This is a genomic window from Phycisphaeraceae bacterium (genome assembly GCA_019636555.1).
Lineage (GTDB): Bacteria > Planctomycetota > Phycisphaerae > Phycisphaerales > UBA1924 > JAFEBO01.
On sequence record JAHBXH010000001.1, the window covers coordinates 2,255,336 to 2,280,620 of the forward strand.

Here is a 25,285-nt window from a genome sequence, read left to right on the forward strand (position 1 = left end):
GGGAGGGGATCATGGGACACACGGCTTGGGCCCCGCCCACCAGGGCGGATAGTTTACCACAAATCAATTGCTGCTACGCCGGCCGTAAGTCATTGAAAATACTGGTATTTCCGACGCAACGCCGGCCCCGGCAATTCCGGTCTGTTGATACCGAACACCTCTCGCATTCTTTGTGAAGATGCGGTATGCTGAGCGGTTCACCCCCTCTCTCCCGCGAGCATGCCGCGGCGTCCAACCGCGGAAACGGAGGCTCTGTCATGGCCGACCTGAGTGTGACAGTCGATGGCTTGAAGTTACCGAACCCGTTTGTCATCGGGTCCGGCCCTCCGGGCACGAACGCAAACGTCATCGGCAAGGCTTTTGATGAGGGCTGGGGCGCGGTGATCGCCAAGACGATCAGCTTGGATGCATCGAAGGTCATCAACGTCGCGCCTCGCTACGCCCGGATGAGGGTTGGGGCCAAGGGAAGCGAGACGATCGTCGGCTGGCAGAACATCGAGCTGATCTCGGACCGGCCGTTCGATACGTGGATCGAAGAGTTCAAACAGGTCAAGCAGAAGTACCCGGATCGCATCCTGATCGCCTCCATCATGGAGGAGTACAACAAGAACGCCTGGTGCGAAATCGTCGAGCGCTGCCAGGACGCCGGCGTCGATGCATTCGAACTGAACTTCTCGTGCCCGCACGGACTCCCGGAACGCAAGATGGGCGCCGCGATGGGCCAGGACTGCGAAGTCCTCGGCACGGTCTGCGGCTGGGTGAACAGCGTCAGCAAGAAACCAGTTTGGGCGAAAATGACGCCGAACATCACGCACATCGAGGAGCCGGCACGCGCGGCGCTTCGCAACGGCTGCGAGGGGATTGCGGCGATCAACACAATCCTGTGTGTCATGGGAGTCGACCTCAAGACTCTGCGCCCCGAGCCCACCGTCGAGGGGTACACGACCCCAGGCGGCTATTCGTGCAAGGCGGTTCGGCCGATCGCGCTCCGGATGGTGATGGAATGCGCGCGGATGATGAAGTCAGAATTTCCCGGCCGCTCGCTCTCCGCGATCGGTGGCGTAGAGACCGGCGAAGATGCGGCGCAGTTCATCCTGCTTGGCGCGAACACGGTGCAAGTCTGCACGGGCGTGATGATCCACGGATATGCGCTGGCGAAAGAACTCTGCCGCGGCTTGTCGGCATTCATGGACGCGAAGGGATTCAAGACAATCGAAGAATTCCGGGGCCACTCGCTCCAGTATTTCACGACGCATCACGATCTGGTGCAGCGCCAGGCGCAGGCGAAGGCGCTGGAAAAGGCCGCGGCGGAAGGCCGCGTGACCAAGGACACGCAGTGGACGGGCGAGAAGTTTGTGGAACAGTCGAACAAGCTGGTGGCGAACTGAGAGACCGGAAGATAAACACGGAGTACCACGGGGAACCACGGAGAAAAGGCACGGAGAGAGAGAGAGAGAGAGAGAGAGAGAGAGACGAACGAAAGCTATCAGAGAATTCGATTGAGCAAGTTGCTCCACTCAGAACTGACTGGAAAAATCATCAGCGCGGCGGTTGCCGTGCATGATGAGTTGGGGCCTGGGCTTCTGGAGTCCGCTTACGAGGCGTGCCTTTGTTTTGAACTCATGAACCGAGGGCTGTCTGTACGTCGCCAAGTGGACATCCCCATCATTTATCGAGAGACTCATTTGGAGTGCGGTTATCGCGCGGACATCGTGGTTGAGAACAGCGTCATTGTCGAAGCGAAGTCGGTCGAAGCGATCGCGCCGATTCACGAGGCCCAGTTGCTGACTTATTTGCGTCTCTCAGGCATCCGCGTCGGCCTGTTGATCAACTTCAATCAGTTGCGTGTCACCGATCATCTCATCCGGCGGATTGTTTGACTGGCTTCGACTTTCACAATTTCCGTTGATTGGCTTTGATTGGCTTTGATTTTCTCAGTGTTTCCTCCGTGGTACTCAGTGGTCCTCCGTGTTGAAATCCCATGCCTTTACTCATTAAGAACGGCCGCGTCATTACCGCCTCCGACGACTACGTCGCCGACATCTACTGCGCGGCGGACACGATCACACGCATCGAGAAGAGCATCGATGCGAAGTCGTGCGCGCCGGGCACGGAAGTCATCGACGCCTCGGGCAAGTATGTGTTCCCCGGCTTCATCGACCCGCACGTGCACATTTACCTGCCCTTCATGGGCACCTACGCGAAGGACGACTGGGAATCGGCCTCGCGTGCGGCGCTCCTGGGCGGGACTACCACGCTCATCGAGATGATCTGTCCGGGAAAAACCGACGAGCCGATGGCGGCGTTCGAGACCTGGCTCGGCAAAGCGCAGGGAAAGGCCGCGTGCGATTTCACGTTCCACATGGGCGTCACGCGATTTGACGACACGGCGGCCAGGCAGTTCCGAGAGATCGTGAAGCGCGGCATCCGCTCGTTCAAGGTCTTTCTCGCGTACAAGGGCGCGCTCGGCGTCGATGATCGCGAGCTATATCACACGCTCAAGCTCGCCAAGGAACTCGGCGTCGTCGTGACGGCGCACTGCGAAAACGAAACGCTTGTTGCCGAGATGCAGGCGGAACTGCTCGCGGCGGGCAAGACCGCCCCGGAATTCCATGAACCCTCGCGACCGGTGCAGGTCGAAGCCGAGGGAGTGCATCACCTGATGACGTTCGCCGAATTGACGGGGGCGGAGGTGTACGTCGTGCACACGTCGTGCGACGAAGCGGTGCGAGAAGCGGTTGCCGCGATCGGGCGGGGCGTGAAGGCGCACATCGAAGTCGTGATCCCGCATCTTGTGGTCGATCACTCGTACACACAGAAGAACGGATTCGAGGGCGCGAAATTCGTCATGTCTCCTCCGCTCCGCGACAAGTCGCAGCTCGCCAAGATGTGGGCCCACCTTGCATCGCGCACGATCGCGACAGTCGCAACCGACCACGCGCCCTTCGATTTCGAATCGCAGAAGACGATGGGCAAAGACGCGTTTACGAAGATTCCGAACGGGATTCCGAGCGTGGAGAACCGTGTCGATCTGCTCTACACGCAGGGCGTCGCGACGGGCAGGATCGATTTGAACACCTTTGTCGATGCCGCGAGCACGCAGGCGGCGCGGATCTTCGGTCTCAAAGGCAAGGGGACGATCGCGGTAGGCTCCGATGCGGATCTCGTGGTATATGACCCGGCGTATCGCGGAAAAGTCCACTCTGCATCGAAGACCCATCACAACATGGCGACCGACTACTCCGCGTTCGAAGGATGGGAAATGAAGGGACGGAGCGACACAGTCACGGTGCGCGGGCAGGTGATGGTGAAGGGCGCCAAGTTCGTTGGCAAGATGGGAACCGGCAGGCTCGTTGGACGTGGTTGATGAAGCGACCTGCGAGTTCACTTCCAAGTCACGCTGAACGCTTCGCTCGCTTTCGGGAATGTGAGTACCGCAGCGTCACCGTCGCGCAGAGCATCGGTGGAATCCGGTCCGGAATGCGAAACAGTGATTCCGGGGCTCACGTAGCGAAGCCTGACTTCGATGTCCCGCGCAAAGCCGGGCGTGATGCGAAGAGTCCGCTGCATGCCCTGCTTGGAAACAGCGGCACTCAATCCATCGGCGCAAGCCACCGAACCACTATCTCCGGGCCAGATTTCGAGGATCAAGCGGTCATCAAGACACTCGACGCTCGGATCGATCTCCGGGGTGCGCCTCATGAGCGTGGCGATGCCCGGCGGCAGCATCGGCACAAGTGCCCCGGCTCGAACGAAGAGCGGAGCCTGTTCCAGCGGCGCCGCAACTGAAACCGTTTTGGGTCCGGCGATCCCCTCGCCGGTCCAGTAGTTGATCCACGTGCCGCGGGGCAGATACACGGAGCGCTGCGTTCCGCTCTGAAACATCGGCGCCACCAGTAAATCCGGGCCGAACAGGAATTGAAACTGTGCGCTCGCCGCGGCAGCGTCGTCGGAAAAAGCAAACGCCATGGGCCGAATGAGCGGCACGCCCTTCTCGCTCGCCTCTTGTGCCGCGTTTCGAATGTAGGGATACAACCGGGTGTGCAAGTTCGCAAAGTCGCGATAGATTGCGAGCGCCTGTTCACCGTAATCCCACGGCCCCTTGTTCGACTGCATGTGCGCCATCATCAGCGGGGTGAACGCGGCAAACTGCGTCCAGCGGATGAAGAGCTCCGGCGTCGCATCCCCCATGTAACCCGCGATGTCGCAGCCCCAGAATGGCAAGCCGGAAAGCGAAGCGGTTTGTGCCGCGATGATGACTCCGGGCAACCCATTCTCGAACGAGAAGTCGGCGTGGTTGTCTCCGGCCCAGCCGAACGGATACTTCCCCGTGCCGGTGAAGCCGCACCGCGAAATCAGCGTGTGATCACCGGGACGGACCTCCTCCAGAAAATCGTTCGCGGCTTTGAGATAGAGCTGAGCGTATCGACCCTTCATCTCCGATGCGGTCGATCCGTCGTGAAAGACCGCATCTGTGACGAAGTTACTCTCGCCGTCGTCGCACTTGATCGCAGCGACACCCCACCTGGCCATCGGTTGCATCTGCGCCTGCCACCACTCCACTGCGGCGGGATTCGTGAAGTCCACGAGCGCGCCGGTCCCCTTCCACCAGGGCACGATCGACGGCTTGCCCGCATCTTTTCCGGCGCTCGGCCCGGAGCGCACGAGGTAGCCATTGCGGACCGCATCCTCGAAATTGCTCGCGGGGCCACCGTCGATTCCTTTCATGTCCGTCACGTTGGTGAGATTGACGAACGGCGTCAGCCAAAAACACGGCACGAAGCCCTGCCTCTTCACCTCGGCGAACATCGCGTCCGGGTCGGCGAACTGCTGCTCATTCAGGCGGAAATCGTTGTAGCTTGTTTCCCACGGACTATCGATCACAATGACCGAAGCCGGCAGGCCGTGCTTGCGGCTGAGGCTCGCATCATCCAGTACTTCGTTCTGATTGCGGTGCACGTCGCGGCTCTTCCACGGCGCGAACGCCCACGAAGGCGGCACGTTCGGTCGCCCGGTCAACCGCGTGAATTCAGAAAGCACATCCTGGGGCTTCGGACCCGCGATCAGCACCAGCCGCATGCGCCTGGCATGGTCGCGGACGATCACGAAGTCGCGCTCCGTTGAGTTCAGATCAAACGTGCTCGGCGTCGTGCTGTCGAGCCAGATTCCATACCCCCTGCTGCTGATCACAAACGGAACGGGCTTGTACGTGGAGAGCCCCTTTTCCTCCGGGTGGTCGCTGCTTGCCATCCGAAGGACGTTGCCTTTTTGATTGATCGCGTTGAACCGCTCGCCGCCGCCGTAGTAGCGGCTGTTGTCTTTCAATCTCGCGTCGAAATCGTGGATTTGGTCGTCGGCGGTCCACTCGATCGCGATTGCGCGCTCGCTGGTCGCCTTCGCGTCGAGATGCAGGTTGTCAATGCCACTCGGCCCTTTGATTTCTATCGCGTCGAGCATGACTTCGCGCTCGTCGCGAAGCACGAGCACAATCGCCTTACCATCCGAGCGTACTTCCATTCTTCGAATCGCGGCGAGTGGCTCCATCGGCCCGGTTCCGACGAAGATGACGCTGTTGCCGTCTGGATCCTGCTGGCGCACATTCGGATCGGCGATCCATTCGAATCGCCCGCTCGCATCTTCGACAACGAACTTGTAGCGCACGACGATCTGATCAACCTCGACTTGCTTTGTCCAGAGGCCGTCCGCACCTGTGGACATGAGAGCGCCGGCGTCTTGCGGCTTGCCGTTCACATTCGCGGCCCAGTTATTGAAATTGCCGGCGAGGTACACCCGCTTTGCGCGAGGAAATTGAAGTTCGAACTTCAGATCCATCGCGGCGGCGGAATAGCCAAACGCCGCGCAAACCAACAGGACGATCCCGATTCGCAAAGTGCGCATGCTCTGGACTCCTACCGAATCGCGCCCGAAACGATTCCCGCGCGCAAACCGGTGATCTCTTTGTCGATGGTGGCGCTATCGGCGCCCAAGTCCTTCAAAACCAATTCGCCCAGCGCGATCGCGGCCTCTGCTTCCTCAAACACCGCCCCCGTCACGCCAGCGACCGCGAGCGCATTTTTCTCGTTCAGATAGCGGGTTCGAACCAGGATGTGCATGTCGGGATTTAACTGTCGCGCCTGCATGACGACCGGCGCCGGGTTTGAATGCGCCGCCATCGTCACGAGCAGGTACTTGGCGTCTCGCACACCCGCCTGCGTCAACACTTCCGCGCTCTGCGCATCGCCGAAGATCGCCAGCCGCCCCGCATGATTCACTTCCCCCACAGTGTCCATGTTCATATCGATGATGACGGTTCGCAGCCCCGCCTGGCGCAACAGCCGATCGACCGTCCTTCCGACATGTCCATACCCAACTACCACCGCGGTTCGCCCGTGCTCCTCGGTCGAGCCGGCCGCAAGTCGTTCCACAGTTTCGGCGTTGTCGGCGTGCACCCGGCGCTCCGCTCTTGCGTTGAGCGCGTTCCACAAGCGCGGCATCGAGCGCAGCCAGTTTTCCGCCGGTTTCACAAGACGGAACAGAAGCGGATTCACCGTGATTGAGAGGATCGCCGCGGCAACGATCACATTCGGCCCTTCGCTCGGCATGAGCGAATGTCCCATCGCGACGTTCGAAAGAATGAACGAGAACTCGCCGATCTGCGCGAGACCCACCGCCACGGTCAACGCCGTCCGCATCGAGTGGCCGAGCACCAGCACGATGATCAGCGCCGCGATCGGCTTCGCGACGAGCACGATCCCGAGCCCCGCGAGCACCATCCCGGGTTGATCGACCAGAATGTGCCAATCAAAGAGCATCCCGACCGACACGAAGAAGAGCACTGCAAAGGCGTCGCGGAGCGGGAGCGCATCGGCCGCCGCCTGATGGCTCACAGGAGACTGCGCCACCATCATGCCGGCCAGGAATGCGCCGAGCGCCATCGAAGCGCCAAACAGGTAATACGCCCCCGCGGCAACCGCAACCGAAAGCACGAGAACTGTCAGCGTGAACAGTTCGCGCGAGCGCAATCTCGCAACCTGCACCAGAATCCACGGCACGACTCTCGCGCCGATCACAAACACGATCGCAACAAAGACGCCGAGTTTCGCGAGCGCCCAGCCGAGCGTCGGCCAGAAACTCACATTCGCCGTCGTCGCTTCCGCCAGCCCGCCGCTATCGGATGAACCCCCCATCACGGGAAGGATGACGAGAAACACGACGGTGAACAGGTCTTCCACGATCAGCCAGCCGACCGCGGCATGCCCCGCCGGGGTCGTCAGCACACCATTATCCGTCAGAACGCGGATCAAAACAACCGTACTCGCGACCGCCATCGCCATTCCCAGCACGGCTCCTGCGCGCAAATCCCATCCCATCGACCAGAAAATGAGCATTCCGAGCAACGTGGCGACGAGACTCTGCCCGAATGCGCCTGGGATCGCGATCCACTTCACCGCGTTCAGATCTTTGAGATGAAAGTGCAGGCCGACACCGAACATGAGCAGGATGACGCCGACCTCCGCGAGCTCCTGCGCGATTTCGACATTCCCGACAAATCCCGGCGTATGCGGGCTGATGATGACGCCGGCGAGCAAATAGCCCACGATCGGCGAGAGCCCGAGACGTTGCGTGACGAGGCCGAGCACCCACGCCACGGCGAATGCCGCGGCGATGGTCCGGATCAGCGGCAGACTGTCAAAGCCGTCCGCTCCACTCGCGCCCCCACCCGCGCCGAGCACCGAAATCGCAAAAAGGTCGCACATCAGCGATTAAAGTATCGCCAATCAGCACAGCGTGCGCGCCCGCACAGAAAAGCGTCTCAAGCCTTCTCGACTTCGCCGATCGCGACATCGAGTACATCGAGCATGAACTGGATGTCGGCATCGGTCAGGCACATCGGGGGTTTGATGCGCAGCACGTTTCCGAAGAAGCCGCCCTTGCCGATGATGAGCCCGAGGTCTTTGCAGCGCTCGAAGACCGCGGCACACTGAGCGCTTGCCGGAGTCTTGGTCGCGCGGTCGGTGACCAGTTCGACGCCGCACATCAGGCCCTTGCCGCGGATGTCGCCGATCATCGGATGCTTCTTCTGAAGTTCGCGCAGCCCGGCGAACAGCTTCGCGCCCTTGTCCTTCGCCTGCTCTTGATAGTTCTCTTCGAGCAGAACATTGAGCGTCGCAAAGCCCTGCGCCATCGAGACGGGATTGCCACCGAAGGTGTTGAAGTGAATGCGGCTGGTCAGGCTCTTGGCGATCGCGGGCGTTGTGACGACCGCGGCGAGCGGGCATCCGTTTCCGATGCCCTTGGCCATGGTCACGATATCCGGGTAGACGCCGCGGCCGCCGACCGTCTGGAAGCCCCAGAAGTTCTCTCCGGTGCGACCGAAGCCTGTTTGCACTTCGTCGGCTACGCAGAGGCCGCCGGCGTCGCGCACGGCCTTGTAGGCCGCACCGAGATAGCCCGGAGGCATCTCGACAACGCCGCCGACGCCCTGCATCGGCTCGGCGATGAATCCGGCGACCTTCCCGCTGGTCGTGTAGCGGATCACGTCCTGAACATCGATTGCGTATTTCTCGCCCGCCTTCGGATCGTCGTATCCGTATTGGCCCCGGAAGCGATCGGGCAGGATCGCGTGATGCACGCCGAAGCCCTGAGGCGTGTTGAATTTCCAGGTGCTGTGCGCCGTCAGACCCATCGGGGCTGCCGAACCGCCGTGATAGCCGTTCCGAAGAGCAATGAAGTCGTAGTTCCCGGTATGCGCCCGCGCCATCAGCATGGCGAGGTCGTTCGCGTCACTGCCCGAGTTCACGAAGTAAACGACGCTCAGCCCCGATTCTTTCGGAAAGGTGGACGCGAGCTTCTTTGCGTATTGACCGATTGTCGGGTGCAGATAGATCGTGGTCGTGTGCTGGAGCAGAGCGTTCTGCGCATTCACCGCCGCCATCACTTTCGGATGACAGTGGCCGATGCTCACGGTCACGATGCCGCCGAAGACATCGAGATAGCGCCGGCCGGTCTCATCGAACAGGTACTGCATGTGCCCCTGCACCATCATCACCGGATTTTTGTAATAGGTGACGAGCGCGGGCGTGCAGAACTCCTTGCGAAGGGCCAGCACTTCTTCTTTGCTGGGGCCCGTGTAGGGCGCGGGCTTGAAATCACAAGGCGGAAGGGTCGGGGCCTTGGACGGCGATGCGGTGGCGGTTGTCATGGTAAATCCCTCTTCTTTGTGCGTGTTTCTCTATGGGAAGGGTAGAACACCGCCGTCGGTCCCCGCTTATCGCAAAGTTGCGGTACCGAGCGCGATGTGCGAGCCGCGTTTCACCCTCCCCCGCATCAGGAAGTAGTAAATTGCCATCGCGAGCGCGAGCCCGATGAACCATGCGTACCCGTAAATCTCATCAAAAAACTGAGGGAACATCGGATGCACGTTCGGATTCGCCGCGGCCTGCGCGTGCGTCCGGTTTGCCGCGGCATTGAGGAATCCGGGAATGTTCGGCAAGACCGCGAGGCCCATCGCGATCACCGCCCGCCAGTTGATTCCGCCGGAGTAGGAGTACTCGCCGCGAGGGTCGTAGAGCGCATCCACGTTCAGCTGCTTCCTGCGGATGATGTAATAGTCGCAGAGCATGATTCCGGCGATAGGCCCCAGCAGCGCGGAGTATCCGATAAGCCAGGTGAAGATGTACGCCGAGAGATTAGTGTAGAGATACCACGGCATGATGAGCACGCCGATGACCGCCGTGATGATCCCGCCGATTCGGAACGAAATCACACGTGGGTTGAGATTCGAAAAATCATTGGCGGGGCTGACGACATTCGCCGCAATGTTGGTCGAGAGCGTCGCGATCGTGATCGCGATCAGCGAAATCACGATCACAGGAATTGAGCCGAGCTTGGAAACGAGCGTTACCGGATCCCAGATCGTCTGCTTGAAGATGATCGTCGTGGCGCTGGTCACGACGATTCCAATGAAACAAAAGAGCGTCATCGTCGTCGGCAGTCCGATCGCCTGCCCCCACACCTGTGATTTCTGGTCGCGAGCAAATCGCGTGAAGTCGGGGATATTCAGAGAAAGCGTCGCCCAGTATCCAACCATCGCCGTCAAGTTCGGGAAGAAAACCAGCCAGAATGCGCGGTTGCTCTGAAACTTCGAACCCTGCGCGAACACATCGGAGACACTTCCGACTTCCGAGGCCCGCCAGAGCGCCCAGCCCATGAGCGCGAGCCCCGCCGCGATCAGAAACGGCGCGGCCCACGATTCGAGCCACTTGATCGAATTCATTCCGTGCCAGACGAAGTGGAGATTGATGAACCAGAACGCGAGAAAGCACGCGGCCTGCCAAGGCGTGAGGCCGATCGCCATGATCCGCGTTTTTTCCGCAACCAGATCGATCGCACCGAGTGAAGCGAGTATCTGGTAAATCGCGTCGCCGCCGATCCAAGTCTGAATCCCGAACCAGCCGCAGGCGACCAATGCCCGCGCAATCGCCGGGATATTCGCCCCGGTCGTGCCGAAGCTGGCCCGCATCAGGACCGGAAATGGGATGCCGTACTTCGCGCCCGGATGGCCGTTGAGAATCATCGGAATAAGCACGATCAGGTTGCCGAGCGCGACCGTGATCACCGCCTGCCACCACGCCATCCCTTGCCCGATCATCCCGGCGGCGATCGTGTACGTGGTGATGCACACCGCCATGCCGATCCAGAGAGCCGCGATGTGCCACGTGCTCCAGGTTCGCTGCGCCGGAGTCGTCGGGGCGAGATCGGGATTTGAAAGTGCAGCGAAACCTGATTCGTTCATGAGCAATGGTTCCGGACGCCTGTCCCTCCGAAACAGACGTGCGAACCTTGTGATATCGGCTAAAAGCTCCAGATTTCTTGCTCTCTGCCCGTTCCCGGCCAAGCAAGAAAGCTCTTCCCGATGGGAAGAGCCTTTCGAGAATCAGACTCGCTACTCTTATTTCGGCTGAGGCGCGTTCTGTTCCACGGCTCGCAGCAGCGCCTGGGCATCCTCTTCGTTGGTCACGCGAACTTTTCTGCCATCCGGGAGCGTGATCTCCCGCCCATTCGACGGATCGACTCCCTTCGTCACAAAAGTCCCTGTGCCCCCATCGGGCATCTTCATCTCCATCACGCCGCCGGACGTCAGGTCCGCGCCGTTCGCGTCGACCGTCAGGTGGACGGTTCCGTCCGGCTGTCGAACCGCCTCGCCGACGACGTTTGCGGTTCCACCGTTATTCAGATGCATCACGCCGGAAAAGTGAATCGGTCCCACGCAATGCCGCTGGCAGCCCCCGCCGCGAAACAGCCGCCCGCGAGTGCCGCGGCAAACAGAAATCGCTTCCACCCAAAGCCTCTCGTGCTCATGATCTGCTCCTGCAATTTGCGCCAATCCGGTTCTCCTGTCCACTGCGCAGCGGACAGCGACTTCAAGGCGTTTTCAACTGGATCGTTCTTGTTGCTCATGATCGTGTTTCCGTTTCCGTACTGCGCCGAAGGTGCCCGTCGCGATCAAGTTCCCTTCGCAGCGATTCCCTTGCACGCGCCAGCCTCGATTTGACCGCCTGAGTGTTAATTCCGAGCATCATGCTGATTTCTTCGAGCGGCATCCCTTCGAGATAATGCGATGAAAGCACTTCCTGCTGCGACGCCGGAAGCCGGAGCAGCGCCGCAAGCGCCGGTGTTTGCTCGCCTTCGAGCCGCGGCTCGGGCAGCATTTCTCGAAAGATCGGGATCCGTCGGAGGATGCCGCGCAGCCCGCCTCGCGCCGAACCTACCGGTTCACTCGGTTGTGCGCGATGCGCCGAAGCCAGACCAGCATCGGAACTTCCGCCCGGTATGTGTGGATCGAGCAGAACGCGGCGACGAAGACGTCGTTCGCCAGGTCCTCGGTGACGTGCTTGTTCCCCGTCCGCCGGTAAATCAGGCCCGCGACCGCTCCGTAGTGCTCGCGATAGAGCAAACCGAAAGATTCTGTGTGGAGTGCGGCCGTCGAATCGCCGGCCGTTTTTGCTGCCTCGACCCGCCCCTCCGGCTCGCCCGCACAGATGCCCGTGTGATTCCATCACACCTCTCAAGAGTCACAGGATTCCCGGAGGTTCCGGCCGCCGTTGGGTGTTTTGGGGTTTTTCGCAAATTCTCCGGTGCGTACGCTTGCGGCTCGAATTCCCCCCGGGGTACGACCCCCAATGCCAGCCCACTCGCTCCCTTCACTGAGTCATCCAAGCTCATGCCAACACTCAACATCAACAAAAACACCCACATCCATCTCCCGGCCGACACCAATCAGGCCCTCGGCATCGCGCAGTACGCCATCGACTTCATGTCCGATTCGCCAGCCAAAAGAGGCGAACCCGACCAGTCTGTCCTCGATCGCACGGAGTTGTTCCACACAGACGCGAATCTCTGCGGCGTCTCGGCCCTCGCGCTCGGCACCAACGCCCCCACCATCCTCCGCGCCGAAGCGCACCAGTATGCAACGCCGGTTTCCGGCAGTGGTTCACTCGCGGGCGTGCCGTGGGCAAGAGGCGCTGTCCGCTCGGGTGTCCCCACTTTTGGAAGCCGCACCGATGTGCAGGTCGAAAAGGCACTCGTCGCCAACGGCGCTGCCGTGCGCGAGTGGGACTCGAACGGAACCAATTTCGGTTTCAATCCCGAACTCGGTCACACCGCCGGCGAGTTCGGCCACAACGATTTCTACGGCGTCGCGCTCGCCGCGGCGCAGCTCCGCGGCAAGGACGGCAACTTCGCGCTCCGCGGCATGATCCTCATCGACGAGATCCGAGGCCGACTCGCCGAGGTCTTCAGCCTCAAGTCGTACAAGATTGATCATGTCGTACACGGCGCCATCGGAAGTGCCGCGGCATTCGGCGCGATGATGGGCGCGACCGCGGAACAGATCGAGAGCGCGATCGGCATGGTCGTCGCGCACTACATCCCGTTCCGCGCGATCCGCGCCGGCAAGCAACTCAGCGATTCCAAGGGCGCTTCCGCAGCGATCAGCACGGAAGCAGCAGTGCTTTCGGTCAAGCGCAGCATGGCCGGGTTCCTCGGTCCGCGCGACATCTTCCGCAATCCCGAAGCAATCTTCCGCCTCTTCGAAGGGCCCGGTCAGTTGTTCAAGAAAACCGCCAGCGGCGGCACGGGCATCCCCGACGCGAAGGAATCTTGGGGAACAAAGACCTACGCCTCGCCCTTTGATCTTGTGCTCGGCCGCGCCGGCTCCGACTTCGCGGTGATGGGCATGCACTTCAAGCTGGGTCTCTATGAACATCAGAGCGCGGGCGCGCTGCAGGGGATGATCAACCTGATTTCCCGCAACCCGCACCTGCTTGATGATCAGACCGGCGACGCGATCGACAAGATCGTGGTCAAGGCATACGAGCCCGCGTTCGGGATCATCGGCGACCCCGCGAAGCGCGATCCGAAGACACGCCAATCTGCCGATCACTCGATGCTCTATCTGGTCTGCACGATGCTCCGCAAGGCACTCGAGAATCGCGCCGCGAGCAAGGCGGCGAAGGCGACATGGCGCGATGTCATGCTCCTCCCTCACGACTTCTCCGCCAAGAGCCTCAGCGACCCGCTCACGCGGCGTCTCATGGACAAGATGTCGTTCGAATGGGGCGGCGAGGAGTACGACCGCAAGTATCCGGACGGGATTCCCACCTCGATGATCATCACCGACGATCAGGGCCAGTCCTTCGACAGCGGCCTCGTGATGTATCCGGGTGGGCACGCCCGGAACGATCAAGGCCCGGACAAGATCGATCTGCAAGAGGTACTCGATCACAAGTTCAAGAAACTGGCCGAGATCGCGAGCGACGACCCGAAAGCGCTCGTCAAGCGACTCGGCGGACTCAAATCAAAGTCGGCCAAGCAACTCGCAGAAATCATGGATTTCGAGATCAAGTCGCACGGGAAGTTCGAGTAGCTTCCGTTCATCTTTCCACTCATGGCCGGATACTCAGGAACTCCGTTGGCGAAAAAACTCGGCATCAAACCGGGCCATGCGGTCGGCCTGTGGTCCGAGCCGGTTGGCTTCACCAAAGCGCTCGACGGCCTGCCGCCGGATGTGCCCTTCACCTCGCTCTCCCGCGGCAAGTCTCCGCTCGATGTGCTCGTCGTATTCGTCAAATCTCAGAAAGAGCTGGCGACTCGACTCGCCGCTGCCCGCGCGAGAATGAATCCCGCCGCCGGCCTCTGGATCGCGTGGCCAAAGAAAGCCAGCGGCGTCAAGACCGATATCACCGAAGACGTCATCCGCGATCTCGCTCTCGCGACCGATCTCGTTGACAACAAGGTCTGCGCGATTGATGAAACCTGGTCCGGCCTGCGCCTCGTCATCCGCTTAAAGCACCGCGCCAAGTAGCTCGGGTGACTCATCGTCTTACTTCGTGCGCCCGAACACAATCCGCAACTCGCTCGCGGGCAACTGCCAGCACAAGTTCTCTTCCCAAAGCTCCTGCATGAGCCGCGACGAGTTCACGATCGCCTGCAGTACTTTCTTGAGCTGCCTGATCACCACAAACTCAGAGTTGAACCGCACCTTCTGCGAGATCACCCGCACCGATACATCGTTGTAAAACGCCGGCACCTTCCGCTTGTACGGCCAGCCTTCCTTGCAGAAATACCCGAGCGAGTACAGCCCCCACGGCGTCTTGTGCGTGTAATCCGAGTAGTAGTGCGGATTCGAAAAGTGCGGCACGGTGATGTGACACTCCCCTTCTGGTCTCAGCACGCGCACGACTTCGCGCACAACGGTCTCGATATTCGAGAGATGCTCGAACGTGTGCACCGATTCGATCCGGTCCACCGACGCATCCGGCAAAAACGCAAGCCCCTGGTTGACATCGGCCACGATATCCACGCCCGCCAATTCGAGAGCATCGATGCCGATGCTCCCGGGCTTCTTATTCGGGCCGCAGCCGATCTCGACCACGACCGGGCGTTTCGTGAGCAGTGCTTTCAGATCGGATCGAACGCGCGTCTCCATGTCGGCAGGATACGAAACGCGCGCGCGTCGCAGCGTCCCCAACATCATTCACGCTTGCACGAGTCCAAAAAGACCCTACGAAGCCCTTAAACGTTCAAGCGATCTCGGAAACGAAGCATTTTCTTCTTTGCATCGAACTGGAGCGATCTCGCGGGCCTTTGGACGGGCGGCGCCTTGACCGTGATCGGCGCTGGACAATCGCCCAATCGGGACCGGGGGAACTCCAACCCCGGGTCTGCCGCTGCAACATCGAGCACAAACTCGGAATACTGCTCAGCGCGGATGCTCTCGATCGAGCGACCGAACGGCGGCTCCATAGGCATCGCGTACCGCACGATCATGTACGCCATCAGATCATCCGTGATTCCTTGCGATGCGATCAACGCCTTCATTTGATCCCAATGGGTCCCGTAGTGCTCTCCACGATCAACGCCCATGAGCCGATAGGCCTCAGCCCCGTTCTCAACCTTTTGTTGAAGCTGGCGCTTGGTTCGGATCGGCAGGTGATACAGACCAAAGGCCGGGTGCGCCTCAATCTCCCTTCTCTGAGCGTCCGTCGTCACCAACGAGTGATTCCCTTCCCAAATCGCGAACTCTTTCGGACGCACCTTCGATGGCTGATACGCGATTTTTACATACGGCGACGGCACCGGTGGTCGCAGAAATCGTCCGCCTTGAATCGCGCCGCTCTCCATATCCAGCGGCACAAGATTCAACCAGTTCATGCGAATGACCGGGTGCTCGGCATGTTCCATCAACGCCGATTCAAACTCCCCGCGGCTTGCAAACGGCAGGTACTCGTCCGCATCCAGGAGGAATACCCATCCTGCCTTCCGGCGGCGGACAAGGTTGTGCGCCGCCCAGGTCATGACTTTCGATTGGTAGTAGCCCGTTTCGTCGAATCCAATGCACTGGACCTTGCGCTGTCGCGCCGACAGCTCGCGAAGAAACTCGCCAGTGCCGTCCGTCGATCGATGATCGAAAACGATGACATGATCAAAGAGTGCAAGCGCGTGCGCCATGAATCCTCGAATGATCTCAGCCTCGTCGCGCACCATGCAGATCAGGGTGAGCCGCCCGGGCCGCGGCGGACCGAACAAATGTCGGCTGATCCGCCGCCGAAGTCTTCCGGGAATCGTTTTGAGCTTGAGCGCCTTCGCTCGCACTCGCGCGCCGGCATCGGTCCATCTTGCCACACGCCCGCCCAGAATCGACCTCCACGCTCGCGTCGCCAAACCAGGATCGTCGCGGTTCTGCTTTGCGTCGCTTTCGACCTCAGTACTCATCCGCACTTCCCCGCGAAGAACAATGCGCCACGCGATCTTCCGGCTTCAACCACGACCGCTCCCGATTCCGCGACATGGTACAAAGCTCGCCACGCGGGCACACCGGCGGTCTCGGCAGCGGCACACAATGCCGGGTCCCCCGTCCGGCCCGGAGAGCACTCCTTGAGCCAACCTGACGAATGTTCTGCCGCCGCATCCCGCCTCCGCGCCGCACGCTCCGTCATCGTCATCACCGGCGCCGGAATCTCGGCCGAATCCGGCCTGCGCACTTTCCGCGGCATCTCCGCGGCAAACCCGAACGACTTGCCGCCCGACATGCGAGCCCTCTGGGCCGAATTCGATCCGCAAACACTCGCCACTCCGGAAGCCTTCGAGGCCGATCCGGAGCGCGTTTCCCGCTGGTACGACTGGCGACGGCTCGGCTGTCTCGCCGCCGAACCCAATCCCGGCCACCTCGCCCTCGCCGCATTCGAACGCGAGGTCGCGAAGCGCGCCGGCGCATTCACGCTGCTCACCCAGAATGTTGATCGCCTGCATCAGCGCGCGGGAAGCACCAACGTCGTCGAACTCCACGGCAACATCATCCAGTGGCGCTGCACATCGACTCACCGTGTCATCGATCTACCACCGGCAGCTCTGCCGGCATTCCCAGCTCCGTCGCCCGTTTGCGACGGCGCCTTCCTCCGCCCCCACGTCGTTTGGTTCGGCGAGATGCTCCCCGAAGCCGCGCTCCGTGCGGCGTCAGACGCCGTCTCGACCTGCGATCTCTTTCTCTCCATCGGAACCAGCGCCGTCGTCTATCCCGCCGCGGGTTTCCTGCACGCCGCACGCCAAAATGGAGCATTCACCATCGAAATCAACGCGGAGCCCACCGCCGCGTCGCACGTGGTCGATCTCTGCCTGCACGGAAAGAGCGGCGATCTTCTGCCAACCCTCGTCTCGCTTGCCTTTCCCAGCAACTGATCGACGAGCCGATTCCCCAGCCGTCCCTGTCCTGAAACGAAGCGAGCCCGCGCGCTTTCACGCTCGGGCCCGTCACGAACTCGCGACACTCGGTTAGGGGCACAGCAGCTCGTTGTACGCCGCGACGAAGATCACGAAATCCGCATCGTCAACGAGTGTGTTGCCATCGAAATCCGCGGGGCAACCGCTCGGCATCCCCGGATCGGAGCAGTCCAGCGTGTTGTATGCGCCAACGAACATCGAAAAGTCCGAATCATCCACGAGCCCGTCGTGGTTCAGATCGCAGGGGCACGCCGTCTTCTGAAGTTCGAACGCCCCCATATCGACCCTCGCGATCGCATCGCCGTTGCCGTCCACAATGCGCGGCAGATCCATCAGGTCGGTGCCGTACGCATCGGCATTGCTGCCCGCATCCACGCACGCAGAGTTCTTGTTGAGGCGATAGTCGTCGTCCCAATTGCCGAGAATGCCATCCGAACCGCTCGAGCTGACGAACGACGGCAAATTGCCGATGTTCCCGACACCCGCGATCGGAGTGTTGCTGAAGTCCGGGGTCACACAGGAATATTGAACGTCGAATGATCCGCCGGACGCATTCACTTGCTTGACCGTCGGGAGCATCAATCCCGGCCCCGTATTCCCGTACACGATCGAGTTTCTCATGTTGATATTCGCAGACGCGAGCGCACGGATGCCGCCCGATCCGCTCGTGCTGAGGTTGTTCACGATCGTGCAATTCCGGACGCCCAGGTCCACGTTCGTCCCCGTGATGTAGATGGCGCCGCCTTCCTGCGTCGCGCTATTGCCCCACATCGCGGAGTTGTAGAACCAGGCATCCCCGTAGGAGCGCACCGCGCCGCCGACGCTCGCCGCCTGATTCTGCAGGAACTTCGAGTTGTACACGACCAGCACCGGCTGGAACAACCCGCCCGAGCCCCCCCAATACTGCAGCCCTGCGCCCTGATCCGCCGTGTTCTGCCAGAAAATGCACTTGTCAAACGTCGGGCCGAAGAACGCGGCCGTCCCGTCGATGAACGCTCCGCCGCCGCCGTGCAGCGCGTAGTTGCCGAAGAAAGTGCAATTGCGCACAGTCGGCGATCCGTTCGCGGCGTAGAGCCCGCCGCCGGCCTCGTTCGGCGCGCTTCCGTTCGCATAACCGGAAGCGATCGTAAATCCGTCGAGCACGGTCTGGTACGTGACGGACGACGCATCGACAACGTGGTACGAATTGTCGTTCTGGAGCCCGGTGCCGATCTCGCCGGAGAGGTAGCTCTGATTTCCGACGCTCAGCACACGCTGGTTGAGATTCGTCTCGTTTCCGACAAACCCGCCGTACATCTTGACGCCTTCAACGAGCTTGAACGAGTTGGAGCGCGAGGCCCCCGGCTTGTACATGCCGCCCGCGACCCAGATCTCGGTGATCTGACCCGCCGACGCCTTCGCGACGGTCAGCGCTTCCTGCAGATCCTTGAACGCATCGGTCCAGGAAAGCCCGGTGTTCGCACCGGGCGCGTTGTCGTTGACATACAGGCGATTGCCGTTGATCTTGACAAGCTGCAGCCCGTTGAACGCGCACTTCGCAAGGCCGATGAACTCGCACGAAGACGAGAGCTTGAGTTTCGGCGCCCCCGGTCCGACCTTGAAGTTGAAGATCTGGTACGTCTTGCCGCGTTGATGAACATTCGGCGTCGTGGGTCCGGAGGTCGTTGCCGCACCGAATCCGGCGCCGCCGATATCGCCCGAGAGCTGATTGTTGTAGTACGCCGTGAAACCAAAGGTATCCGTGTACGACGCGTCGCTTGCGGTGAGCGCCGCGTACACATACGCGCGATAGAAGCCCTCGTCGAGCCCGTTGATCTCGACGGTCACCACGCCGTTGGTGTCAAAGCCCATCGCGTAATCATCCATCAGCGACCCGAAATCGCCGGTGCCAAGATCGCCGCTGTGGTTTCCGCTGTTGGTCTTGGCCGTAAGCGTCAATCCCGCAGAAAGCCCGTTCAGGCCGACCAGATTCACCGTCGCGCCCGCGCCGGTAGCGACCACCTGATTCCAACTGCCGGGCTGCGCCGCGGCAGCGCCGTATGACGCCGACGGCACGGGTTTGCCCGTGTAGTTCACATCGACGTTCACCGACTGACCCGCCGCCGAACCGGCGAGAAGCACCAGAGCCGAGATTGCTGAAAAGCGGAGCATGACGAATTCCTTGTTGAAATCTGCACTCGATCGCCGCGCCATCCCCGCGCAAGGTCGCACAGACCTTGCTTCGTCAGGCAGTCACGTCTCAACCCGCGAGGGCACACTTGATGTTCGGCGTTATCAACCCGTGCGACGGCGATGACCACGCCGGCTATTCAAAGTCTGAAATTTCGGTGCGATGTTTCATCGCCACCCCCTCAAGATCCCGACGCCGCAAGCGTCTTGAGCTCGCGCCGGATCACCTTGCCGGTTGCGTTCCGGGGCAGCGCTTCGAGATGTCGCACTTCAACGGGCACCTTGTATCCAGCCAGATTCTGTCGGCACCAGCCGATCAATTCTTTCTCATCAAACGCCGCGCCGTCTCGCATCTCGACGAACGCCATCGGCTGCTCGCCCCGCATCGGGTCGCTCACCCCGACAACACCGCTTGCGTTCACCGAAGGATGCCGATCGAGCACTTCCTCGATTTCGCGCGGGAACACGTTTTCTCCCCCGATGATGAGCATCTCCTTCAGCCGCCCTGTGATGTGCAGATGACCATCGTCGTCGAATCGTCCGATGTCGCCCGTTCGGAAATAGCCGTTGTTGCTGAAAGCCTTCTCGGTCTCTTCCGGTAGATTGAAGTACCCCCGCATCACGTTCGGGCCCTTCATCCACACCTCGCCGTCGACATTCGGCGGCAGGCTCCGCCCCGTCGATGAATCGACAATCCTTTGATCGATCAGCGGGATCGGCCGCCCCACCGAACCCGGCCGGAACTCGTGCGGGCGGCACCAGTTCGTCACCGGCGAAGTCTCCGTCAATCCGTAACCCTCGTTGATAGTCACGCCGAAGCGCTCGCGAAATCTGTCTCGCACCGAACTGGGCAGCGGCTCTCCCCCGCTCACCGTGTACCGGAGCGAGCGGAAGTCATCCGCCGTCGCGTCTTTCGCGTGCAGCAGCGCGTTGAACATCGAGGGGATCGCGACGAGCACCGTCGGCCGGTGCTCGCGCAGCAGCCGGATGATCTTCCCCGGCACGAAGCGCGCGGTGTACACAACCTTTATCCCGCCGCTCAACGGCAAGAATGTCAGCACCGTCATGCCGAACGAATGAAACTGGGGCAACACTCCGAGCATGGAATCCGCACGGGAAAACTCCACCCAGTCCCGGATCTGGCGGATGTTGCTCGTCAGGTTTCCGTGCGTCAGCATGACCCCTTTGGGCTTGCCGCTCGTTCCCGATGTGTAAAGCAGCACCGCAAGGTCTTCATCGCTCGCCGGCGCGGGCCAGCGAAAGTCCGGAAGACCCGAAAAGTCCATTTCCTCCAGGTACAAAAGATTCTTGACGCGGGGCACGTGCCCCAGATGCTCGATCATCGGCTTGACCGTGACGATCGTGTCGGTCCCGCAGTCATCGATGACGTACTGAAGTTCTTCCGGCTTCAGAAGGTAATTTAACGGGACAATCGTCCGCCCGATTGTCAAACCCGCCAGCGCCGTCGCCGGAAAACTCCCCCCGGTCGGAAGGAGCAACCCGAGGCGCTGGCTGTGATTCACGGTCTCGAGCCGCGCGGCAATGTGGAACACGCCCGCCAGCAATTCAATGTTTTTTGTCGCCCTCCGGTCGTCCACGCAGGCAATCGAGCGCGGATGGCTCAGCAATTGCCACAGGATTGGACGATGTACCGTCAAAGCACCCTCCGAATGGCCAGCGAAACTGGCTAATCCGCCCGCCGGGCGACGATAATACCGAAAACCACCGTCGCCCGGACGGTGCCGACAAGGAAACCAGCGATCATGACGTCGAACATGCGTGCGACAGGGTTGGCTTTTCTGGTAATCGTCACGGCGTTGCTCCAAGCGTGCGCCTCTTCCCCGAAACCCGCCCAAGCCGACTATCGCGAGCTCTACAGCCAACACCGTTACGCGGAGGCCTACAAAGCCGCCCTCGAAGCCGAGACAGAGGGTTCCAGCGTTCAAAAGGAGCAGGCCGCCCTCATTGCCGGCCTCTCCGCCGCGGCGCTCGGCAAGAACGACCAGGCCGAGAAGATTCTCCGCCCGCTGCTCAAGAGCGGCGATCAGACCGTCAGCGGCAAGGCCGCCGCACAGCTCGGGCTGATTGCCTATGAGCAAGATCGGCACGCCGAGGCCTCCGAACTCCTGACCGAAGCTTCCAACAAGCTGACCGGCGACGAAGCAGCCCGCGCTTCGCTCTATGCCGGAGACACCTTCCGCGCCCAGGGCCGAGCAAGCGAAGCCCGCGCCAGCTATGAGCGCGCTCAATCGCAGGTGCAGGATGACAGCACGCTGAAAGTGCTGATCTCCGACCGGCTCGCGGCGGTCACCGGCAACCAATCGGTCGGTTCCGGACAGTTCACCGTGCAACTCGGCGCGTTCAGCAGCTTCCAGCGCGCCCAGGTTCAGGCCGACCGCTACCGAACCCGTGCACAATCCGCGGGTTACCCATCCCCCCGCATCGTGCAGACCACAAGCCAGAAGGGAGTCAAGGTCTACGCGGTCCGCGTCGGCCGATTCCAGAATCGCGGCGCTGCGGAAGCGGTCCAGCAGAAGCTCGGCACCGAAGCCAAGATCACGACCGCGAGCGGCGAATAGCAGTCTTACGACTCGAAGATCACCGAAGCCGTTGCGACGCTGGCCGCGTGGCTGATGCTGACGTGAAATGTCTTCGCGCCAAGCCCCGCGGCGATTTCCGACGCCTTGCCGTGCAAACGCAACGACGGCGCGCCCGATGGCTGATTCAGAATCTCGACATCCGTCCACGCGATGCCATCGCGCCAGCCGGTTCCGAGTGCTTTGAGCGCCGCTTCCTTTGCCGCGAATCGCCCGGCGAGATGCTCGGCACGCTTCGACTCGTTGGCCTGTCGCCCGGCGCTCTCACGCTCCGCGATTGTAAAGACGCGATCGAGGAATCGATCGCCGTGATCGGCCACCATCTCGCGGATGCGGTCCACACTCGTGAGATCAATCCCGTGTCCGACGATTGCCATGGTGCGTCGCGCCCGCTTTGATCACGCTTCTTTGGAAGATTTCTTGCCCTTGGCTTTCGGCTCCGGCTTCGCCGCCGGCTCGGACTTCTTCGCCGCGACCGGTTCGGACTTCGTGGTCTCGCTTTTCCCAGCGTCGGATTTTCCCTTTTCTGCCGCGCCGTCGGCCTTGCCGCCGCCCTTCTCTGCTTCCGCGGCCTTCTTATACGAATCCGACCTGTAATCCGTAATGTAAAAACCCGAGCCCTTGAACATCAGCGCCGCGCCGGTGCCGATGAGCCGTTCGAGCTTGTTTTTGCCGCACTTTGGACACTTCTTGAGGAGCGGCGCCGTCATCGACTGGAATTCTTCGAAGGTGTGTCCGCAGGCGTTGCACTTGTAGTCGTACGTTGGCATGGGAGAAAACCGCAGAGTTACTCGGTCGGAGAAACGGAAACCTTCGCGGGCCGAAGCACCTTGTCGCCGCCGCCCGCCGCGGCGCCCGCGAGCGAATACCCGGCCTGAAATGTCGCAACCACCTTACCCGGCTCGATGCCATCCGCCTTCTGCTGCATGATTGCTTCGTGTATGCCCGGGACAAACTCATCGCCCGGCTGAGGGTTGATGATTTTCAGCCCCTGCTGCTGCAGAACCCGGAGCAATTCCTCGCGGATGACCTTCACGCCCGAAACGATCTGTTCCGCCGTGACCTTGTTCGTGTCCTGCTGCAGCGCGAGATCGAAGTGATCGATGACTGAAACGATTCCCTGCACGACACCCGCGACGCCGGTCGCCTTGGCGATCTGTTCGTTCGAATACGAGCGCTTCTGGTAGTTCTGAAAATCCGCCATCGTGCGGAGAGCGCGGCTGTTCGCTTCCGACAATTCGGCCTCAAGCTTCGAGACTTTTTCCTGGAGCGCGAGATTCGTTTCCGGATCGCCTTCCTCCGGAATCTCCCACTCCCGCGGATTGTCCGATTCGCTGTTCATGTCGTCCTTGGATCTTGAGATCATTGCCACTCAATCTGTTGCGGTCTGCGCTCGCGCAGGCGGGAGAATCGGGACTCAATCCCCTTTCACCATCTCCTTCACTTTCTTCCAGAAGCCTTGCGTTTCGGGCAAGACCGCCTGATCTTCGCTCGCCGCGTAATCGCGCAGCAACTTCTCCTGCGCCTTCGTCAACTTGCGGGGAACCTCGACCTTCACGCCAACGAGCAGATCGCCCGCCCGGCCCGAACGAAGATTCGGCAGGCCCTTCCCCTTCACCGTAAACACGCTTCCCGGCTGCGTGCCGCGCGGGATCGTCAGCTTCGCGTTGCCCCCGATCGTCGGAACATCGACCTCTGCGCCAAGTGAAGCCTGCGCGAAACTGATCGGCATCTCGAGCATCAGGTTATCTTCGTCGCGCTGGAACAACTCGTGATGCGAAACGCGGATCGCAACATGCAGATCGCCACGGATGCCTTCGCCCGCCGGCGAAATCTCGGGCGGAGGCGGTTCGCCTTCCCCCGCAACTCGCACCGCCTGTCCGTCCATTACCCCCGGCGGAATCTTCACGCTGATCGTCCGCTTGCGCGGCATCCGCCCCTTGCCCTTGCACGCGTCGCAGAAGTCCTTGATGATCTGTCCGCGCCCGCGGCAGGCCGGGCACGCCGTCACCATGCGGAACATGCCGCCGAACCCCGTCTGCTGAACCTTTCCCTGCCCGCCGCACGTCGGGCACTTGATGGGAGCACTTCCTTTTTTCGCGCCGGTGCCGGTGCATGTTTCGCAGACATCGAGCCGCGTGAAGTGCACTTCGCGTTCGACGCCAACGGAGACTTCTTCGAGTGTGAGTTCGACTTCGGTTTCGAGGTCGTAGCCGCGAGCGACGCCCCGTCGGCCCTGCGGACCCCCGAAACCACCGCCGCCCCCGCCGAAAATGTCGTTGAACATCGAGAAGATGTCCTCGACGTTCATGCGGCTGAAGTCGTGTGCCGCCGGGCCTCGCGCCTGACGCAAGCCTTCATGCCCGTACTGGTCGTAGAGCTTGCGCTTTTCCGGATCGGAGAGCACCTCGTATGCCGCGGCAGCCTCTTTGAACTTTACTTCCGCCTCGGCATCGCCCGGATTGCGGTCTGGGTGATACTTGAGCGCGAGGCGCCGGTACGAGCGTTTGATCTCCTCGCCGTCGGCGGTTCGCTCAACGCTCAAAACTTCGTAGTAGTCGCGGGTGACGGAGGGCATCAACGACTCGCACTAACGAGAATCAGGGACTTCAAACCATTTTGCAGCGACTCAATATCTGTCCAACCAGATAGGCGACTTGCCGAATCAAATATTCGAGCTTCAATCGGATTCTCCGTAGTAATCCGATTTTCGCGAAGGGGGCAGGAAAAACTCACCTCTGCCAACCAGTCGCTCCCCAAGGTCGTGAGTAATGTGTGCACCTGCGAACGTTTGCCCCACGAGAAAACTCGGCGTTGCCCCGGACCGAGCGCGGGAATCGAGGGAAAAGTTAGTGTGCAATTGTTGAGAGGCAGAATTGGATCCGGCGGAAGTTTTTGACCCGATACTTGAACGTTGTACGCACATCCGGGACCTACATTCTCCAATACGAGCTCTGCGGCATCTGGATTGACGGGGGAAACCCTTGGGTACAAGATCACATGCGGCAGTGTCTGTGCTTCCCGCATTGCCTGCGTTTCTTTGGTCATCAATTCTGAGTGCCTTGTGGACTCGCGGGCGGTTCGCAGACTGACGAAAGCAATCAACACCGATGCCAATGCCGCCACTGCGGACGCCCCCGCGGCGCTGAATCCCCACCAATCCGTTTGCATTAGCACGCTCTGCATAATCGAATCCGCTCGCTCTCGCGAACGGATTCGGTGGTTTTCGTTCTGCCCTA

General features: G+C 61.1%; 23 protein-coding genes. 7 read left to right on the forward strand and 16 right to left on the reverse strand.

Features of this window, described 5'->3' with window-relative positions; genetic code table 11:
* Positions 1-257: 257 nt before the first annotated feature.
* The 3 genes from preA to hydA all read left to right on the forward strand — a co-directional run bounded on the left by preA (position 258) and on the right by hydA (position 3,367).
* Positions 258-1,388, forward strand: a complete 1,131-nt coding sequence (preA, locus tag KF691_09410; protein ID MBX3389656.1) for an NAD-dependent dihydropyrimidine dehydrogenase subunit PreA — start codon at positions 258-260, stop codon at positions 1,386-1,388.
* A gap of 120 nt (positions 1,389-1,508) precedes the next feature.
* On the forward strand, positions 1,509-1,880 hold the full coding sequence (locus KF691_09415) for a GxxExxY protein (protein ID MBX3389657.1): 372 nt from the start codon (positions 1,509-1,511) through the stop codon (positions 1,878-1,880).
* 101 nt (positions 1,881-1,981) lie between these two features.
* Positions 1,982-3,367, forward strand: coding sequence for a dihydropyrimidinase (gene hydA, locus KF691_09420; GenBank protein ID MBX3389658.1), 1,386 nt, complete (start codon positions 1,982-1,984; stop codon positions 3,365-3,367).
* Between the two features lie 17 nt (positions 3,368-3,384).
* Here the strand turns inward: hydA and KF691_09425 are convergent, their stop codons facing one another.
* The 8 genes from KF691_09425 to KF691_09460 all read right to left on the reverse strand — a co-directional run bounded on the left by KF691_09425 (position 3,385) and on the right by KF691_09460 (position 11,956).
* Entirely contained in the window at positions 3,385-5,898 is a 2,514-nt protein-coding gene (locus KF691_09425) for a hypothetical protein (protein ID MBX3389659.1), read from the reverse strand.
* Positions 5,899-5,909: 11 nt separating this feature from the next.
* Positions 5,910-7,757 carry a cation:proton antiporter gene (locus tag KF691_09430; GenBank protein ID MBX3389660.1) on the reverse strand — a complete coding sequence of 616 codons (1,848 nt, stop codon included), beginning with the start codon at positions 7,755-7,757 and terminating at the stop codon, positions 5,910-5,912.
* Between the two features lie 56 nt (positions 7,758-7,813).
* Positions 7,814-9,202, reverse strand: a complete 1,389-nt coding sequence (locus tag KF691_09435) for an aminotransferase class III-fold pyridoxal phosphate-dependent enzyme (GenBank protein MBX3389661.1) — start codon at positions 9,200-9,202, stop codon at positions 7,814-7,816.
* Between the two features lie 66 nt (positions 9,203-9,268).
* On the reverse strand, positions 9,269-10,795 hold the full coding sequence (locus KF691_09440; protein ID MBX3389662.1) for an NCS1 family nucleobase:cation symporter-1: 1,527 nt from the start codon (positions 10,793-10,795) through the stop codon (positions 9,269-9,271).
* 156 nt (positions 10,796-10,951) lie between these two features.
* On the reverse strand, positions 10,952-11,245 hold the full coding sequence (locus KF691_09445) for a hypothetical protein (protein ID MBX3389663.1): 294 nt from the start codon (positions 11,243-11,245) through the stop codon (positions 10,952-10,954).
* A complete protein-coding gene (locus tag KF691_09450; GenBank protein MBX3389664.1) occupies positions 11,242-11,460 on the reverse strand; it encodes a hypothetical protein in 219 nt (72 codons plus the stop codon). Before KF691_09450 ends, KF691_09445 begins: the two co-directional genes overlap by 4 nt.
* Positions 11,457-11,711 (reverse strand): sigma-70 family RNA polymerase sigma factor, encoded by a 255-nt coding sequence (locus KF691_09455; protein ID MBX3389665.1) that lies wholly within the window; start codon positions 11,709-11,711, stop codon positions 11,457-11,459. The genes KF691_09450 and KF691_09455 overlap by 4 nt, the downstream gene beginning before the upstream one ends.
* 56 nt (positions 11,712-11,767) lie before the next feature.
* Entirely contained in the window at positions 11,768-11,956 is a 189-nt protein-coding gene (locus KF691_09460) for a hypothetical protein (GenBank protein MBX3389666.1), read from the reverse strand.
* A gap of 267 nt (positions 11,957-12,223) precedes the next feature.
* On the opposite strand from KF691_09460, the gene KF691_09465 reads away from it, so the two are divergent.
* Both KF691_09465 and KF691_09470 read left to right on the forward strand, forming a co-directional pair.
* On the forward strand, positions 12,224-13,927 hold the full coding sequence (locus tag KF691_09465) for an MmgE/PrpD family protein (GenBank protein MBX3389667.1): 1,704 nt from the start codon (positions 12,224-12,226) through the stop codon (positions 13,925-13,927).
* Positions 13,928-13,948: 21 nt separating this feature from the next.
* Positions 13,949-14,365: a DUF3052 family protein gene (locus KF691_09470; GenBank protein MBX3389668.1), complete on the forward strand. Its 417-nt coding sequence runs from the start codon at positions 13,949-13,951 to the stop codon at positions 14,363-14,365.
* An 18-nt stretch (positions 14,366-14,383) separates the two neighbouring features.
* Here the strand turns inward: KF691_09470 and KF691_09475 are convergent, their stop codons facing one another.
* Entirely contained in the window at positions 14,384-14,989 is a 606-nt protein-coding gene (locus tag KF691_09475) for a methyltransferase domain-containing protein (GenBank protein MBX3389669.1), read from the reverse strand.
* A gap of 86 nt (positions 14,990-15,075) precedes the next feature.
* On the reverse strand, positions 15,076-16,275 hold the full coding sequence (locus KF691_09480; GenBank protein ID MBX3389670.1) for a glycosyltransferase family 2 protein: 1,200 nt from the start codon (positions 16,273-16,275) through the stop codon (positions 15,076-15,078).
* 162 nt (positions 16,276-16,437) lie between these two features.
* On the opposite strand from KF691_09480, the gene KF691_09485 reads away from it, so the two are divergent.
* Positions 16,438-17,238, forward strand: a complete 801-nt coding sequence (locus KF691_09485; protein ID MBX3389671.1) for an NAD-dependent deacylase — start codon at positions 16,438-16,440, stop codon at positions 17,236-17,238.
* Positions 17,239-17,331: 93 nt separating this feature from the next.
* Here KF691_09485 and KF691_09490 read toward each other — a convergent pair whose 3' ends face one another.
* Together KF691_09490 and KF691_09495 are read right to left on the reverse strand one after the other, a co-directional pair.
* Complete coding sequence (locus KF691_09490) at positions 17,332-19,431, reverse strand: hypothetical protein (protein MBX3389672.1); 2,100 nt, start codon at positions 19,429-19,431, stop codon at positions 17,332-17,334.
* Positions 19,432-19,631: 200 nt separating this feature from the next.
* Positions 19,632-21,107 (reverse strand): AMP-binding protein, encoded by a 1,476-nt coding sequence (locus KF691_09495; GenBank protein ID MBX3389673.1) that lies wholly within the window; start codon positions 21,105-21,107, stop codon positions 19,632-19,634.
* 105 nt (positions 21,108-21,212) lie between these two features.
* On the opposite strand from KF691_09495, the gene KF691_09500 reads away from it, so the two are divergent.
* A complete protein-coding gene (locus KF691_09500) occupies positions 21,213-22,028 on the forward strand; it encodes a tetratricopeptide repeat protein (protein ID MBX3389674.1) in 816 nt (271 codons plus the stop codon).
* A 5-nt stretch (positions 22,029-22,033) separates the two neighbouring features.
* On the opposite strand, the gene acpS is transcribed toward KF691_09500, so the two are convergent.
* Genes acpS through dnaJ form a run of 4 tightly spaced genes read right to left on the reverse strand, consistent with a single transcriptional unit; the run spans position 22,034 to position 24,624 of the window.
* A complete protein-coding gene (acpS, locus tag KF691_09505) occupies positions 22,034-22,423 on the reverse strand; it encodes a holo-ACP synthase (protein MBX3389675.1) in 390 nt (129 codons plus the stop codon).
* A gap of 21 nt (positions 22,424-22,444) precedes the next feature.
* A complete protein-coding gene (locus tag KF691_09510; GenBank protein MBX3389676.1) occupies positions 22,445-22,816 on the reverse strand; it encodes a zinc ribbon domain-containing protein in 372 nt (123 codons plus the stop codon).
* 17 nt (positions 22,817-22,833) lie between these two features.
* Positions 22,834-23,412, reverse strand: a complete 579-nt coding sequence (locus tag KF691_09515; protein ID MBX3389677.1) for a nucleotide exchange factor GrpE — start codon at positions 23,410-23,412, stop codon at positions 22,834-22,836.
* A gap of 51 nt (positions 23,413-23,463) precedes the next feature.
* Positions 23,464-24,624 carry a molecular chaperone DnaJ gene (gene dnaJ, locus KF691_09520; protein MBX3389678.1) on the reverse strand — a complete coding sequence of 387 codons (1,161 nt, stop codon included), beginning with the start codon at positions 24,622-24,624 and terminating at the stop codon, positions 23,464-23,466.
* Positions 24,625-25,285: the final 661 nt, after the last annotated feature.

Coding starts and splice junctions, on each gene's coding strand:
- KF691_09465 (MBX3389667.1), top strand. CDS start 12,224: ATGCCAACACTCAACATCAACAAAAACACCCACATCCATCTCCCGGCC.
- KF691_09435 (MBX3389661.1), bottom strand. CDS start 9,202: ATGACAACCGCCACCGCATCGCCGTCCAAGGCCCCGACCCTTCCGCCT.
- acpS (MBX3389675.1), bottom strand. CDS start 22,423: ATGGCAATCGTCGGACACGGGATTGATCTCACGAGTGTGGACCGCATC.
- KF691_09510 (MBX3389676.1), bottom strand. CDS start 22,816: ATGCCAACGTACGACTACAAGTGCAACGCCTGCGGACACACCTTCGAA.
- KF691_09470 (MBX3389668.1), top strand. CDS start 13,949: ATGGCCGGATACTCAGGAACTCCGTTGGCGAAAAAACTCGGCATCAAA.
- KF691_09425 (MBX3389659.1), bottom strand. CDS start 5,898: ATGCGCACTTTGCGAATCGGGATCGTCCTGTTGGTTTGCGCGGCGTTT.
- KF691_09450 (MBX3389664.1), bottom strand. CDS start 11,460: ATGAGCAACAAGAACGATCCAGTTGAAAACGCCTTGAAGTCGCTGTCC.
- preA (MBX3389656.1), top strand. CDS start 258: ATGGCCGACCTGAGTGTGACAGTCGATGGCTTGAAGTTACCGAACCCG.
- KF691_09500 (MBX3389674.1), top strand. CDS start 21,213: ATGACGTCGAACATGCGTGCGACAGGGTTGGCTTTTCTGGTAATCGTC.
- KF691_09475 (MBX3389669.1), bottom strand. CDS start 14,989: ATGGAGACGCGCGTTCGATCCGATCTGAAAGCACTGCTCACGAAACGC.
- KF691_09515 (MBX3389677.1), bottom strand. CDS start 23,412: ATGATCTCAAGATCCAAGGACGACATGAACAGCGAATCGGACAATCCG.
- KF691_09455 (MBX3389665.1), bottom strand. CDS start 11,711: ATGCTGCCCGAGCCGCGGCTCGAAGGCGAGCAAACACCGGCGCTTGCG.
- KF691_09440 (MBX3389662.1), bottom strand. CDS start 10,795: ATGAACGAATCAGGTTTCGCTGCACTTTCAAATCCCGATCTCGCCCCG.
- KF691_09480 (MBX3389670.1), bottom strand. CDS start 16,275: ATGAGTACTGAGGTCGAAAGCGACGCAAAGCAGAACCGCGACGATCCT.
- KF691_09430 (MBX3389660.1), bottom strand. CDS start 7,757: ATGTGCGACCTTTTTGCGATTTCGGTGCTCGGCGCGGGTGGGGGCGCG.
- hydA (MBX3389658.1), top strand. CDS start 1,982: ATGCCTTTACTCATTAAGAACGGCCGCGTCATTACCGCCTCCGACGAC.
- dnaJ (MBX3389678.1), bottom strand. CDS start 24,624: ATGCCCTCCGTCACCCGCGACTACTACGAAGTTTTGAGCGTTGAGCGA.
- KF691_09490 (MBX3389672.1), bottom strand. CDS start 19,431: ATGCTCCGCTTTTCAGCAATCTCGGCTCTGGTGCTTCTCGCCGGTTCG.